The sequence below is a fragment of the Janthinobacterium sp. SUN206 genome (genome assembly GCF_030587305.1).
Lineage (GTDB): Bacteria > Pseudomonadota > Gammaproteobacteria > Burkholderiales > Burkholderiaceae_D > Janthinobacterium > Janthinobacterium kumbetense.
The window spans coordinates 1,744,818-1,758,642 of the sequence record NZ_JAPWIB010000001.1 but is presented as its reverse complement, the minus strand read 5'-3'; the positions used below and the strand labels follow the sequence as shown (position 1 = coordinate 1,758,642).

The following is a 13,825-nucleotide window of genomic DNA, read 5'->3' as shown; positions in this document are numbered from 1 at the left end:
ATGGCACTGCAATCCTTAGATATCCGGCGCCTGTCGGCTACCACGGTAACGCCGCCGCAAGCACGCAGCCCGGTGACGGGCACCGTGGCCAAGCTGATCGATGTGTCGAAATGCATCGGCTGCAAGGCTTGCCAGACGGCGTGCATGGAATGGAACGACTTGCGTGACGAAGTCGGTGAAAACCATGGCACCTATGACAATCCGACGGACCTGACGCCGCAATCGTGGACGGTGATGCGTTTTGCCGAACACGAAAACAACGACGGCAACCTCGAGTGGCTGATCCGCAAGGATGGCTGCATGCACTGCGAGGACCCGGGCTGTTTGAAAGCCTGTCCGGCGCCGGGCGCCATCGTGCAATACACGAACGGCATCGTGGATTTCCATCAGGAAAACTGCATCGGCTGCGGCTATTGCGTGGCCGGCTGTCCTTTCGACGTGCCCCGCATTTCGACAAAGGACGACCGCGCCTACAAGTGCACGCTGTGCTCGGACCGCGTCGCCGTGGGCCAGGAACCGGCTTGCGTGAAAACGTGCCCGACGGGCGCCATCGTCTTCGGCACCAAGGAAGACATGAAGGTGCATGCGGAAGAGCGCATCGTCGACCTGAAGTCGCGCGGTTTCGAGAATGCGGGCCTGTACGACCCGCTGGGCGTGGGCGGCACGCACGTGATGTACGTGCTGCACCATGCCGACAAGCCGAAGCTGTATTCGAACTTGCCGGAACGTCCGCGCATCAGCCCGATGGTGGGCTTCTGGAAGGGCTGGTCCAAGCCGCTCGCGGTGGCCGGCATGGCCGCCACGGCGCTGGCTGGCTTCTTCCATTACACGCGTGTCGGTCCGAACGAAGTGAGCAAGGACGAAGAGCACGAGGCGCTGGAAGAGGCCAAACGCATCCGGGAGGAAGACCATGAGCCACAGTGATCTGCATGATGGAAAGCTGCGTGACAAGGATGGCAACCCGCTGATCCAGCGCTACGACCCGAACGAGCGCACGAATCACTGGGTGACCGCCATCACCTTCGTCATGCTGGCGCTGTCCGGCCTGGCCATGTTCCATCCCTCGATGGCGTGGCTGGCGAACCTGTTCGGCGGCGGGCAATGGACGCGCATCCTGCATCCGTTTGCCGGCCTGGTGATGTTCGTCTCGTTCGCGATCCTGGTGGTGCGCTTCTGGCACCACAACAAGTTCGAGGACGGCGACAAGCAGTGGCTGAAACAGATGGGCGACGTGCTCAACAACCGCGAAGAAAAGCTTCCGAAGATCGGCAAATACAATGCCGGCCAGAAGATCCTGTTCTTTGTGCTGCTGGCCTGCATGGCGGGATTGTTGCTGTCGGGTATCGTGATCTGGCGCGCGTATTTCGCGTTCTACTTCCCGATTCCCGTCATCCGCGCGGCCGCCTTGCTGCACGCCGTGTGCGCGTTCGGCATCATCTGCGCCATCATCGTGCACATCTATGCGGCCCTGTGGGTCAAGGGTTCGATCGGCGCCATGGTGCGCGGCACCGTCACCTACGGCTGGGCGCGCAAGCACCACCCGAAGTGGTTCGAGGCGGTGATGCGCAGTACAAAAGACTAAGTTCTTGCGATTGATGCCACCGGCATTACCCGGGGTCAGTCCCAGGACTGACCCCTTTCTTTTTATCGATTAAAATACTTTCGAAACACAGCCGCATCCGCCGGATGGGCTGGCCAGCTACGCTCGGCCTTTTTTGATGGGAAAACTCCATTGGTACAACGCATTCTTCAGCCAGGCGAAATCGAAGGCCTGGACCACAACGCGATTCCGCGCCTGCTGCTGCCGCAGCCTGACAGCCTGTTCAAGGCGCGTGCCTCGCGCCTGCGCGAATTGGCGCAGGGAAACATCAAGGGCATCCCCGTCGACGCGGGCATGCAGGGTTACCTGGTGCTGATGGCCGCGCTGGCCGACGCGCAAGCCGCCGTGGTGGGAAAACTGGCGCCCGGCGCCGTGCCTGCCGCCGACCCGGACGCGCTGCGCCGCGCGATGCAGCACCGCATGCCGGTGCTGCCCGTCAACGGCGCCCGGCCGCCCGTCTGGCGCGACATATTCGCCAGCCTGCTCGATGAACTGGCCGCCACGGCGGCAAGCCAGCCGGCCCTGTCCGGCGGCCTGACGCAGGTGCTGGCCCAGCTGCGCGCGCTCGATGCGCCAGCGCTGGACGCCTGCGCCGACGCCGTACTCGATGAAAATGGCGATAACCTGAACCCCATGCATGCGCCGTTCGTCGCGGCCGCGCTGCAAATTTTATGGTCGGTGTCAGCCAGCGAACTGCGCGCCGCGCGCGTGCCGGACCTGGAAACGGGCACCCTGTGCCCCGTCTGCGGTTCGCACCCCGTCGCCAGCGTGATCCGCATCGGCGGCGGGTCGCAGGGCTACCGCTATCTGCACTGCGGCATTTGCGAAAGCGAATGGCATATGGTGCGCGTGAAGTGTTCGACCTGCGAACAGAATGGCAAGATCGCTTACCAGGGCCTGGACGCTGCCGATGCGGCGCCGTTCGACCCCGTGACGGCAAAGGACGACAAATTGCCGAACAAGGCGAATGATCCGAAGAAGGTGGCGCGCGCGGAAACCTGCGACGATTGCCATACCTACCGCAAGGTCTTCAACCAGGAACACGATTACAACGTCGAGCCCCTGGCCGACGACCTGGCCAGCCTGATGCTCGACCTGCTGGTGGGCGAAGCGGGCTACCAGCGCGCCAGCGGCAATCCGCTGCTGTGGCTGGGGAAGGGCGACAGCAGCGAGGGCCAGCCAGCATGACGACGGGGCAAACCGTGCGCCTGCCATCGGTAGACCGTATCCTGGGTGACGCGGCTTGCCTGGCCCTGATTGCACACTATGGCCGCGCGCAAACCCTGGCCTGCGCGCGCGCCGTGCTGGCCGAACTGCGCAGCACGGCCATGCTGGCCGGTGCAGTCTGCGAAGAGGGCGCATCGATCGCCGCCATCGCCGCGCAGATGGCCGAACGGCTGCAGGCGCAATCGCGTTCGCAGCTGCGCGCCGTCTTCAACCTGACGGGCACCGTGCTGCACACGAACCTGGGCCGCGCGCTGCTGCCCGACGCCGCCGTGCAAGCCGTGGTGGAAGCGTTGCAGTGGCCGATGAACCTGGAATTCGACCTGGACACGGGCAAGCGGGGCGACCGCGACGACCTGGTCGAGGAATTGCTGCGCGAATTGACGGGTGCCGAAGCGGCCACCATCGTCAACAACAATGCGGCCGCCGTGCTGCTGATGTTGAACACCCTGGCGCAGGGCAAGGAGGTGGTGGTGTCGCGCGGGGAGCTGGTGGAAATCGGCGGCGCCTTCCGCATCCCCGACGTGATGACGCGCGCGGGCGCCGTGCTGCGCGAAGTGGGCAGCACCAACCGCACCCACCTGGCCGATTACGCGAACGGCGTGAATGCAGATACAGCCCTCTTGATGAAGGTCCATTGCAGCAATTACGCCATTACCGGCTTCACGAAAAGCGTGGAGCTCGACGAACTCGTGCCGCTGGCGGCACAACACTGCGTGCCGACGGCCGTGGACCTGGGCAGCGGCACCCTGGTTGACCTGGCGCAATACGGTCTGCCGCATGAAACGACGGTGCGCGAAACCATCGAGGCGGGCGCCGACCTGGTCACCTTCAGCGGCGACAAACTGCTGGGCGGCCCGCAATGCGGCGTCATCGTCGGGCGCGCCGACCTGATCGCGAAGATCAAGCGCAACCCCCTGAAACGCGCGCTGCGGGTCGGCAAGCTGACCCTGGCCGCCCTGGAGCCCGTGCTGCGGCTGTACCGCGCGCCGGACTTGCTGGCCGAACGGCTGACCACCTTGCGCCTGCTGACGCGTCCCGCCGCCGCCATGCGCGCGCAGGCGGAGATACTGCTGCCGCTGCTGCAGGGCGCGCTGGGCGCCGCGTACGCAGTCACGGCCGAAGCGATGAGCAGCCAGATCGGCAGCGGCGCCTTGCCCGTCGACCAGCTGCCCAGCTTTGGCCTGGCCATCCGCAGCGCGCCAGGCTCGCGCCTGAGCAATCCCCTGGGCGCGCTGGAGCAGCGGCTGCGCGCCTTGCCGTGCCCCGTGATCGGGCGCATCGGGCAAGACACCCTGTGGCTCGACTTGCGCTGCCTGGAAGCGGCGCACGAGACGGCCTTCATCGCGCAGCTCGACGAGTTGTCCGCATGATCGTCGGCACCGCGGGCCATATTGACCATGGCAAGACGACGCTCACGCGCGCGCTGACGGGCGTGTACACGGACCGCCTGAAGGAAGAGCAGGCGCGCGGCATCTCGATTGAACTCGGCTACGCCTATCTGCCGCTGCTTGACGGCACGGTGCTGGGCGTGATCGACGTGCCGGGCCACGAAAAATTTATCCGCACCATGGCTTCCGGCGTGACGGGCATCGATTTCGCTTTGCTCGTGGTGGCGGCCGACGACGGTATCATGCCGCAGACGCACGAACACCTGGCCATCTTGCAGCTGCTGGGCGTGACGCGCGGCGCCGTGGCGCTGACGAAGGTCGACCGCGCCGACAGCGCCCGCGTGGCGCAGGTGGAAGCGGACATCGAGGCACTGCTGGCCGGCACGCCGCTGGCGGGCAGCCCGATTTTCCCCACCGCCGCCAATCTCGACGGCGATGCCGGCGTGGCCGCCCTGCTGGCGCACCTGACGCAGGTGGCGCGCAGCTTGCCGCAACGCGACGAGCGGCGCTTGTTCCGCCTCGGCGTGGACCGCGTGTTCACCTTGTCGGGGCAGGGCACCATCGTCACCGGCACGGCGCTGGCGGGATGCGCGCGGGTGGGCGACATGCTGCAGCTGGCGCCCGGCGGCGCGCCAGCGCGGGTGCGCAGCATCCATGCGCAGAACCGCGCCGCCGGGACGGGCACGGCGGGTCAGCGCCTGGCGCTGAACCTGGCCGGCATCGACCGCGAGCGCATCGAGCGGGGCAACTGGATCGTCGCGCCCGAGCTGGCGCAGTGTTCCGAACGCCTCGACGTGGAACTGACCCTGCTGCCCGACGCGGGCGTGCAATTGAAAGCCTGGTCGCCGCTGCACGTGCACCTGGGTGCCGCACACCAGCTGGCGCGCGCCGTCATGCTCGATGGCGAAACCCTGTCGCCGGGACAGACGGGCAGAGTGCAGCTGGTGTTCGATGCGCCCATGCACGGCGTGCCGGGCGACCGCTTCGTCGTGCGCAATGCGCAAGCGACCCAGACGGTGGGCGGCGGCATGGTGCTCGATCCGTTCGGCCCCGCGCGCAAGCGGCGCAGCCCGGCCCGGCTGGCGTGGCTCGATGCGCTGGCCGCGTTCGTCGCGCACGGCGACTATGCGGCCCTGCTGGCGCAAAGTCCGCTGGGGCTGCGTGTATCGCTGCTGGTGCGCCTGTCCCTGCTGCCGGCGGGAGCCCTCGCGCTGCCGCCCGACACGCGGCGTATCGCCCTGCGCGCCGGCGACGCCCTGCTGCTGGCGCCGGATGCGTTGCTGGCGCTGGAAACGCGCGTGCTGGCAGCCCTGGACGTCTTCCACGCGCGCGCACCCGACGAGGCGGGACCGGAACTGTGGCGCCTGAAACGCATCGTCGACGCCGAGATGGAAGACGCCTTGTGGAGCCACCTGGTCGAAGGCTTGCTGGCGCGCGGCGAGATCCTGGCGCGCGGCGCCAGCCTGCATTTGCCGACGCACAGCGTGGAACTGACGCCGCAGGAGCAGGCCATGGCCGAACCCTTGCTGGCCGCCCTGGAGCAGGGGCGTGCCGATCCGCCGTGGACGCGCGACCTGGCGCGCGGCTTCGGCCTGGCCGAGGATGAAACGCGCCGGCTGTTGCGCAAACTGGCCAAGGCAGGGCAGATCAGCCAGGTCGTGCACGACCTGTTTTATCATCAGGCGGCGCTGGCCGAGCTGGCGCAACTGGTGCGGCAACTGGCGCACAAGGCGGAAGAGGATGCAGGCTTGCCAGCGGGCAATGGCGCCGTGGGCGCGGCCACGTTCCGCGACGCCAGCGGCCTGGGCCGCAAGCGGGCGATCCAGGTCTTGGAATTCTTTGACCGCGTCGGTTATACTCGCCGTGTTGGCAATGGGCATCTATTGCGCCCGCAAGCGCTGTGGTCCTACACCGCGGCCTTGCCCAACAGCTAAGTACTAGCTCAGGCACCGCGGAAAGCACACTCATCCGGTGATGTGGCCGGGCTTCAAACCCGGTGGAGGGCGTCAGACGTTCTCCCGTAGGTTCGACTCCTACTGTTTTCCGCCAGTTATTCTTCCTTCCCCCTGCACGGTGATCGTCCCGGCGTTGGCCTGTTGTCACGTTGCGGTAAATAAGTGGTGTTATTGATAATATGCAACGATGCCAGGGTGAGCCGATGGTAACATCGGCTTGTATCCCCTGTGGCAGATGAAAGCAAGCATGAAACAAGCAAGCATGGCGTGGCTGCTGGCAGTGGCGCTGCTGATGCCGGCGCTGGCCGCGGCGGTGGACGTGCGCATCGTCGGCGAGCATTTGCCGCCGTCGAGCATGATGGAAGGCAATGTCGTCGTCGGACGTGAAACGCTCAAGGTGCGCGACATCATGGCGCGCGCCGGTCTTTCCTACAGCATCGAACTGCTGCCGTGGAAGCGCGCGTATGCGCAGGCGCTGCGCGAAGCCGACACCTGCATCTTTTCCACCAGCCGCACGCAGGAGCGCGAAGCGCAATTTCGCTGGATCGGGCCCCTGAACGAAGCGGAATGGATACTCTACGGCCTGGCCGAACGGCATTTGGCGCTGCGCACGCTCGATGATGCGCGCGGCCTGGTGATCGGCACGGTGCTGGGCGACGCGCGCGACGATTACCTGCGCCAGCGCGGCCTGAACGTGGCGCCCGTGACGCAGGAGTGGCTCAATCCGCAAAAGCTGCTGCTCGGACGCATCGACCTGTGGGCCGTCGGCATGGCGGTGGGCAGCAAGCCGTTTGCCGGCAAGGAGTGGGAGGGCAAGGTGGTGCCGCTGCTGACCTTCAACCGCGTGCAGACTTACCTCGCCTGCAACAGGCAGTTGCCCGAGGCGCAGGCCTTGGCCATGCAGCGGGCGGCGGCGGCCATGCGCCGCGACGGCAGCATGGCGCGCGAACATATCCGCTAAGGTCCGCTTCAGCTTTCCAGCCACTGGCGCACGCAGTTGCGCCCCTCGCGCTTGGCCTGGTACAAGGCCTGGTCCGCGTGGCTGTAGGCCGTTTCGAAGGCCGTGCCGGCGCGGTTCCAGCTCAGGCCCACGCTGACGGTGATGGCGCGCGTGATGGGCGCCGCATGGCGCTGGCGGCCGACGCTCTCGCAGATGCGCTGCGCCACCTGCGCCGCGTCGTCGCGCGAGGAAGTGGGCCAGACCACGGAAAACTCTTCGCCGCCGACCCGGCCGATGGCCGTTTCCTGTCCCAGCAGTGCCTTCAGGCAGTCCACCACTGCCTGGATCACGCCGTCGCCGGCCGGGTGGCCGAAGTCGTCGTTGACCTGCTTGAACAAGTCGATGTCGAGCACGATCAGCGCCATGTCGCCCTGCGCCAGGCAGCGCGAGGCGTGGTCGATCACGGCGCCGCGGTTCAGGGCGCCCGTCAGCGGGTCGTGCGTGGCGCGGTATTCGAGCTGGCCGGCCAGGGTTTGCAATTGGCGGTTCAGCAAATGCATGTCGCGCTCGGCGCGGTCGCTGCGGCCGATCAGGCGCCGCGTCTCGCGCATCAGCCGTTCGTAGTGATTGATCAGTTCACCGAGCACGCGCCGCTGCGCCTCGCCGCTGGCGTGAGTATCGGCGTGCATGCGGCGCGCGGCAGCCAGCGCCGCCGCTTCCACGGTGAACAGGTCGGGCTCCAGGTCGGACTCGGAGATGGCGGCGCGCATGCCCTAGCTGCCCTGCACGGGATGGTCGTGGAAGTCCAGCGCCGTAAAGTCCTGCTGCAGCTCCTGGCCGAATTCCAGGATGGTGTCGTCGTCCTCGTCGTGATACCAGTTCAGGCGCACCTGGTTGCCATCGACGGCCGCCTGGTTCAGGGTGTCGAACAGGGTAAACAGCATCTTCGTGCTGGAGCTGTTGAAGTAGGCCAGCGAGACGTTGACGGTGATGGCGCTTTCGCGGCAGCCTTCCAGGTAGGCGCGCACGGCGGCGATCAGCGGGCCATAGAAGGCGGCTGCGTTTTCCGGATACGACTCGCCCTTGATCGACAGGGTGTGCTGCTCGAAACGGAAGTCGATTTCGGGCGAACTCGGGGTCGCGGCGATGAACAGTGGTGACGGTAATTGCATATGCTTTCCTGAGTCGGCTCTTTCAAATGATGGCTTTGATGCAGAAGATGGTGTGGCCCGGCTCCTGGGGATCCTGGACGAATTCGAATTCCAGCGGCTCGCTGGCGTCGCGCGCCATGGTCAGAAAACCCAGGCCCGCGCCCTTGCTGTCGGCCGGCGCTTCCTCGCGCAGGGCCTTCTTGTACGCCAGGCGGATTTCTTCCATCGTCATGGTGTGCAGCGGCTCCAGCCGGGCGCGGATCTGCGCCACGTTGTCCGTCGAGACGGGGTTGGCGCACAGGAGAAAAAAGCTGTCGCCGCGCGTGCCGATGCAGAAGGAACCACGCCGCATCTGCTGGTCCAGCTGCGCATCGGGCGTCAGGCTGTCGGCGGAATAGTGCATGATGTTTTGCGACATCTCGATGAACGAGGAAAAGATGCGCCGCCGCGTGGGCCCGGCCGCGCCGGCCGTGTCCAGGCGCGCCTTGATGGTTTCGGAAATGGCGCTGACCACGTGCTGCGAGAAATAGCCCACGTAAAAAAAGATGATGTTGCGCTTGCGCGCCACATCCCAAAACTCGTTGAATTCTTCGTACAGCACGTCCGTGCTCCTGGCTAGCCGGTGACCCGGTTTCTTGTTGATAAGGTGGCTCGATGGCGCCCAACTACAGGCGAAAACAGAAAAAGGTCAGGTCGTCGCGGCGCGGCTGCTTGCCTTGCCATGCCGCGCTGTCCTGCAGCAGCGCCGCCGCCACGTCGCCGGCGGGCGCGTCGCGCTGCGCCAGCAGCTGTTCGCGCATGCGCCGCTTGCCGTAGGCGATGTCGCGCGCGCCGCCGATCTGGTCGAGCAGGCCGTCGGTGGTGAGGAACAGCAGGCTGCCGGCGGGAATGTCCAGCGTCTCGTTGTGCCAGCAGTAGCCGGCCGGCGTGTCGACATAGCCCACGCCCATGCGCGCGCCATCGATGGCGCGCACGGCCTCTTCGCCCGGCGCGACCACGTGCAGCGCCAGTTTCGCCCCCGCGAAACGCAGGCTGGCGCCCGCCGTGTCGTAGCACAGGAAGGCGCAATCCATGCCGTCGTTCGAGCCGGCGTGGCCGGTGGCTTCGCCGCTGCTGGCGCCGTCCTGGCCCAGCAGGGTCTTGATGGCGCGGCTGACGGCGCCGATCAGGGCGGCCGGATCGTGCGGCCCCAGCTCGCGCAAGGCCTGGCTCAGGGCCGACGAGGCGATCAGGGTCATGAAGGCGCCCGGCACGCCGTGCCCCGTGCAGTCGGCGATGGCGGCAAACCAGCCGCCCGCGTGGCGCTCGAAAAAGTAAAAATCGCCGCCGACCACGTCGCGCGGCTGCCATTCCAGGTGCGCGTCGGGCAGGGTGGCGCGCAGTTCCGCATCGGAGGTGCGCAGCAGCGCGCGCTGGATCACGCTGGCGTAATCGATGCTGTGCATGATTTGCCGGTTCTTTTCCGCCTGCATGGTGGCGACCACGTTCATCAGCTGCAAGCCGAAGCCCACGCCGGCCAGCGCGCCATCCTCGGTGATGATGAAGCCGTCGGCCAGCGCCTTCTCGCCCGCTTCCACGGCGCGGAAGGTGAGGTCTTCGATGCTCATGGCGCCGTCGACGATCAGCGGTTCCTTGTCCATGAAGGCGATGCAGCTCTTCTTGCCGTACACCTCGTGATAAAAGGGCTTGGACATCTGCGACATGAAGATATTGCGGCTGATCAAGCCGATGGGCTTCTGCTGCTCCGTGACGGGCAGGCTCATCATGTCGCGCCGTTCCGTGAACAATTCCAGCACGGCGAAATTGCTGGCGTCGGCCTGCACGGATTCCGTGGGAATGCACAGATCAAACGCCACGGACGTGCGATAACGGGGAAGATGCAATCGAGAAGCGTTGAACTCCACAGCGGCTACCTTTACATGACGATCGGACCCTTGTTGTCGCGACGGCAAGGCGACTGACAAACAGGCAATATCATCATGGTAGCCTTGGAATATGACGGCTTGATTACCAGCTTGTCAAAACCGTATGCAAGATGGCTGCATGGCAAGCAACTTACAGGCGCCGGGCCAGCGCCTGTGCCTGGGCCAGCCAGCGCGCGCGCTGCGGCTCGGTGGAATCGAGGAGGGGGCCGAAGCTGGCCACCCTGACGGGCTTGATGCCGCAAAATTCGAGCGTCGTCTTGCGCAACTGGTGGATGCCGGGCATGCGATAGACCCAGCGGAAATACCAGGGCGGCGTATCCATCGTCACCAGCAGCTGCGCCGTGCGGCCCTTCAGCAATTGCGCCGGGAAGGCCTTGCCGGGGCGGTACTTGAAAGCGTAGCCGGGCAGGAAGACGCGGTCGACGAAGCCTTTCAGCAGGGCTGGCGCGCCGCCCCACCAGATCGGGTAGGCGAACACCAGGTGTTCGGCCCACCTGATGGCTTCCTGCGCGGCCAGCAAGTCCGCTTCCAGCGGCTGCACCTGGCGGTAGCCTTCGTGCAGGATGGGATCGAAGTCCAGCTGGCCCAGGCGCAGCTCGCGCACGGTGTGGCCCGCGCTGCGGGCCGTGGCGGCATAGGCTTCGGCCAGGGCGGCGCAAAAGCTGTCGCCCGACGGGTGGCCGAGGAGTATCAAAATGCGCTTGGGTGTCGTCTTGGTCATGGTGCAGGCTGTCCGTTAAAGAAGAGCTTGCATGCTAAAGCCTGCCCCTGAGGGCAGAGTCAAGCGGCCGCTTGAAGGTATTGGTGCGCCAGGCAGTCGTGGATTTCCGTGTCGATGTCGGCCAGTTGCGCGTCGAGCTGGCGCAGGCGGGCGATATCCTGCCGTATCTGCGTGCGCTTGGCGGCGATGTGCTGCGACAGGGCGGCCCAGTCCGTATCGTCGCCGGCCAGGATGGGCAGCAGTTCGGCCAGGCGGAAGCCCAGCGCCTGCGCCTGGCGTATGAGTTTGACTTGCGCCAGGTCTTGCTGCGTGTAGACGCGGTAGGCGCCGGCGCGGCGCACGTCGCCCAGCAAGCCCAGCGCTTCATAGTGGCGCAAGGCCTTGGGCGAGGTGCCCGCCAGGCGGGCGATTTCTCCGATGTACATGGGTGATCCTTTCTCAAGCTTGAGCGAATCTTACCGTATGGCAGCGGCGCCCAAACGGCCCAGGCATCTTCAGGCCCGGCGCGGCGGCACTTTCTTCGCCGTGCACTCGGCGCAAGTGCCGTACAGCGACAGCGCGTGCTCGTGCAGCACGAAGCCCCGCTCGGCGGCGATCTCGTTCTGGCGCAGTTCGATGCCTTCGTCGACGAATTCATCGACCTTGCCGCAACCCGTGCAGACCAGGTGGTCGTGGTGCTGCCCTTCGTTCAGTTCGAAGACGGCGTGGCCCGATTCGAAATGCCGGCGAAACAGGATGCCCGCTTCGGCAAACTGCATCAGCACGCGGTAGATGGTGGCCAGGCCCACGTCGATCTTTTCAGCCAGCAAGAGTTTGTAGACATCGTCCGCACTCAGGTGCTTGATCGTGCCTTCTTGAAACAGCTGCAGAATCCGCAAGCGGGGGATGGTCACTTTCAAGCCCGATTCACGCAGTTCCCTCAATATATCCATGTCTCCCATTCCTTTTTGTAGTCGCCCGAGCGAGGTATTGCATTATATCGCAAATGATAATCATTACCATTCTCATGTGTGTGCTGTAAATAGTATGCCGCGCGGGCGGGCGGCAATCCAGTGACATCGGCGCAAGTGGCGCTTGCGTGGCAGGCAACTGATGCCAGCAGTATTGGTTGCTGATGAAAAGTGGCGGTCGAATCGCTATACTGTGCAGCAAGGAATAACAATGGAGGGAGCATGGACCGATTTGATGCGATGCGCATCTTTACGCGCATCGTCGAACTGCGCAGTTTTACGCAGGCGGCGCATGACCTCGGCTATCCGAAGGCCACCGTCACGCATGCGATCAAGCAACTGGAAGCGCGGCTGCGCGTGCGCCTGCTGCAGCGGACCACGCGGCAAGTCACGCCTACGCCCGATGGCGACGCGTATTACCAGCGCTGCGTGCGCCTGCTGGCGGACCTGGAAGAAACGGAAGCCGTGTTCAGTTCGGCGGCGCAGCAACCGGCCGGCAAGCTGCGCATCGACTTGCACGCGACCCTGGCCATGCACTTCGTCATGCCCGTGCTGGACCGGTTCTGCACCCGCTATCCGCTGATCGAACTGGAAATCGGCATGGGCGACCGCCTCGTCGACCTGGTGCGCGAAGGCGTCGATTGCGTGCTGCGCGTGGGCGAACTGGGCGACTCGTCGATGGTGGCGCGCCGCGTGGCGCTGCTCGACCAGGTGACGTGCGCCAGCCCCGCCTACCTGGCCGCGCACGGCACGCCGGAGCATCTGGCGCAGCTGGATGGCCACCGCGCCGTCAATTTCTTTTCCGCCCAGACGGGCAAGGTCTGGCCCTTCGATTTCAAGGTGGAAGGCCAGCGCCGCAGCGTGGCCTTGCCGGGCACCGTGTCCGTCAACAATGCTGACGCGTATCACGCCTGCTGCCGCGCGGGCATGGGCTTGATCCAGGCGCCCCGTTATCACCTGGAGCGGGCGCTGGCGGCCGGCGAACTGGTGGAAGTGCTGCGGGACTGGCGGCCCGACCCGCTGCCCGTGTCCGTGCTGTATCCCCACCACCGGCAATTGTCGCCGCGCGTGCGCGTGTTTGCCGACTGGGTCGCCAGCCTGTTTGCCGACGTGCATTGATGCGCTGCAATGCGGCAATTTTTGACTTGGGCAAAGGAAAAAATCCCTCTGGTGATGCCATCTAGCACTATTTGATGTGGATCAAAGTTTTTGTTGCACTGCACTCTTAGACTTCGCAGCGTTACTTAACGACAGAGGAAAACATAATGAAAACGTCCGCAACTGCAGCAGCAATCGTCCTGGCCGCCATCGGCGCATTCGCCGGCAACGCAATGGCACAGGAAAGCCCATGGCTGGTCCGTGCGCGCGCCGTGCATATCGATCCGGCCGATAAATCGACTCCTGTTGGTGGCCTCGGTGCATCGGACCGCTTGACGGTCAGCAGCAAGACGATTCCTGAAATCGATATTTCGTACTTCTTCACCCCGAATATCGCTGCCGAGCTGATCCTGACCTACCCGCAAAAGCATGACGTCAAGCTCGATGGCGGCCAAGTCGGCACCTTCAAGCACCTGCCGCCGACCCTGTCGCTGCAATACCACTTCATGCCTGAAAAACAGTTCAGCCCTTACGTGGGTGCCGGCGTGAACTACACGAATATCTCGGGTGTCAAACTGCCCGGCCTGCGCCTGGAACACGACAGCTGGGGCTTCGCGCTGCAAGCCGGTGTCGACTACAAACTGGACAAGAACTGGTCCTTGAACTTCGACATCAAGAAAGTGCAGATCCGCAGCGACGTACTGACCGCTGCTGGCGGCAAGGTCAGCGAAGTCAAGATCGATCCTATCCTGATCGGCGTAGGCGTCGGTTACCGCTTCTAAGCAGTGATGGCGCCCGGGTGGCGCGCAGAATAAAAAAAGACGGCCAGGTGTGAACCTGGCCGTCTTTTTGTGTGCAGCGCCTTGCTTT

15 protein-coding genes and 1 tRNA gene are annotated in these 13,825 nt (G+C 65.0%); 9 read left to right on the top strand and 7 right to left on the bottom strand.

What is annotated here, in order from left to right; genetic code table 11:
* The 7 genes from fdxH to O3300_RS07820 all read left to right on the top strand — a co-directional run bounded on the left by fdxH (position 1) and on the right by O3300_RS07820 (position 7,131).
* Positions 1–924, top strand: a complete 924-nt coding sequence (fdxH, locus tag O3300_RS07850) for a formate dehydrogenase subunit beta (RefSeq protein WP_305052645.1) — start codon at positions 1–3, stop codon at positions 922–924.
* Positions 911–1,582, top strand: a complete 672-nt coding sequence (locus O3300_RS07845; RefSeq protein WP_305052644.1) for a formate dehydrogenase subunit gamma — start codon at positions 911–913, stop codon at positions 1,580–1,582. The genes fdxH and O3300_RS07845 overlap by 14 nt, the downstream gene beginning before the upstream one ends.
* Before the next feature lie 150 nt (positions 1,583–1,732).
* Positions 1,733–2,788 carry a formate dehydrogenase accessory protein FdhE gene (gene fdhE / locus O3300_RS07840; RefSeq protein ID WP_305052643.1) on the top strand — a complete coding sequence of 352 codons (1,056 nt, stop codon included), beginning with the start codon at positions 1,733–1,735 and terminating at the stop codon, positions 2,786–2,788.
* Positions 2,785–4,197 (top strand): L-seryl-tRNA(Sec) selenium transferase, encoded by a 1,413-nt coding sequence (selA, locus tag O3300_RS07835; protein WP_305052642.1) that lies wholly within the window; start codon positions 2,785–2,787, stop codon positions 4,195–4,197. The genes fdhE and selA overlap by 4 nt, the downstream gene beginning before the upstream one ends.
* Positions 4,194–6,149, top strand: coding sequence for a selenocysteine-specific translation elongation factor (gene selB, locus O3300_RS07830; protein ID WP_305052641.1), 1,956 nt, complete (start codon positions 4,194–4,196; stop codon positions 6,147–6,149). Before selA ends, selB begins: the two co-directional genes overlap by 4 nt.
* A 19-nt stretch (positions 6,150–6,168) precedes the next feature.
* Positions 6,169–6,264: transfer RNA gene (locus tag O3300_RS07825), tRNA-Sec, on the top strand.
* A gap of 153 nt (positions 6,265–6,417) precedes the next feature.
* Positions 6,418–7,131: an ABC transporter substrate-binding protein gene (locus tag O3300_RS07820; RefSeq protein ID WP_253192659.1), complete on the top strand. Its 714-nt coding sequence runs from the start codon at positions 6,418–6,420 to the stop codon at positions 7,129–7,131.
* An 8-nt stretch (positions 7,132–7,139) separates the two neighbouring features.
* Here O3300_RS07820 and O3300_RS07815 read toward each other — a convergent pair whose 3' ends face one another.
* From O3300_RS07815 to fur, 7 genes are all read right to left on the bottom strand, one after another.
* Positions 7,140–7,880 carry a GGDEF domain-containing protein gene (locus O3300_RS07815; protein WP_251348081.1) on the bottom strand — a complete coding sequence of 247 codons (741 nt, stop codon included), beginning with the start codon at positions 7,878–7,880 and terminating at the stop codon, positions 7,140–7,142.
* 3 nt (positions 7,881–7,883) lie between these two features.
* Positions 7,884–8,282, bottom strand: coding sequence for a DUF1987 domain-containing protein (locus tag O3300_RS07810; RefSeq protein WP_077406607.1), 399 nt, complete (start codon positions 8,280–8,282; stop codon positions 7,884–7,886).
* A gap of 22 nt (positions 8,283–8,304) precedes the next feature.
* The gene (locus O3300_RS07805; RefSeq protein WP_071076508.1) at positions 8,305–8,862 is read right to left on the bottom strand and encodes a SiaB family protein kinase; all 558 of its coding nucleotides are present in this window, start codon (positions 8,860–8,862) and stop codon (positions 8,305–8,307) included.
* A gap of 64 nt (positions 8,863–8,926) precedes the next feature.
* The gene (locus O3300_RS07800) at positions 8,927–10,144 is read right to left on the bottom strand and encodes a SpoIIE family protein phosphatase (RefSeq protein WP_305052640.1); all 1,218 of its coding nucleotides are present in this window, start codon (positions 10,142–10,144) and stop codon (positions 8,927–8,929) included.
* A 172-nt stretch (positions 10,145–10,316) separates the two neighbouring features.
* Positions 10,317–10,907, bottom strand: a complete 591-nt coding sequence (locus tag O3300_RS07795) for an NAD(P)H-dependent oxidoreductase (protein ID WP_099667279.1) — start codon at positions 10,905–10,907, stop codon at positions 10,317–10,319.
* 59 nt (positions 10,908–10,966) lie between these two features.
* Positions 10,967–11,332, bottom strand: coding sequence for a MerR family transcriptional regulator (locus O3300_RS07790; RefSeq protein WP_305052639.1), 366 nt, complete (start codon positions 11,330–11,332; stop codon positions 10,967–10,969).
* 69 nt (positions 11,333–11,401) lie between these two features.
* A complete protein-coding gene (gene fur, locus O3300_RS07785; protein ID WP_099667281.1) occupies positions 11,402–11,839 on the bottom strand; it encodes a ferric iron uptake transcriptional regulator in 438 nt (145 codons plus the stop codon).
* Positions 11,840–12,079: 240 nt separating this feature from the next.
* On the opposite strand from fur, the gene O3300_RS07780 reads away from it, so the two are divergent.
* Positions 12,080–12,976 (top strand): LysR family transcriptional regulator, encoded by an 897-nt coding sequence (locus O3300_RS07780; protein WP_305052638.1) that lies wholly within the window; start codon positions 12,080–12,082, stop codon positions 12,974–12,976.
* A 146-nt stretch (positions 12,977–13,122) separates the two neighbouring features.
* The gene (locus tag O3300_RS07775; RefSeq protein ID WP_289910707.1) at positions 13,123–13,737 is read left to right on the top strand and encodes an OmpW family protein; all 615 of its coding nucleotides are present in this window, start codon (positions 13,123–13,125) and stop codon (positions 13,735–13,737) included.
* Positions 13,738–13,825: the final 88 nt, after the last annotated feature.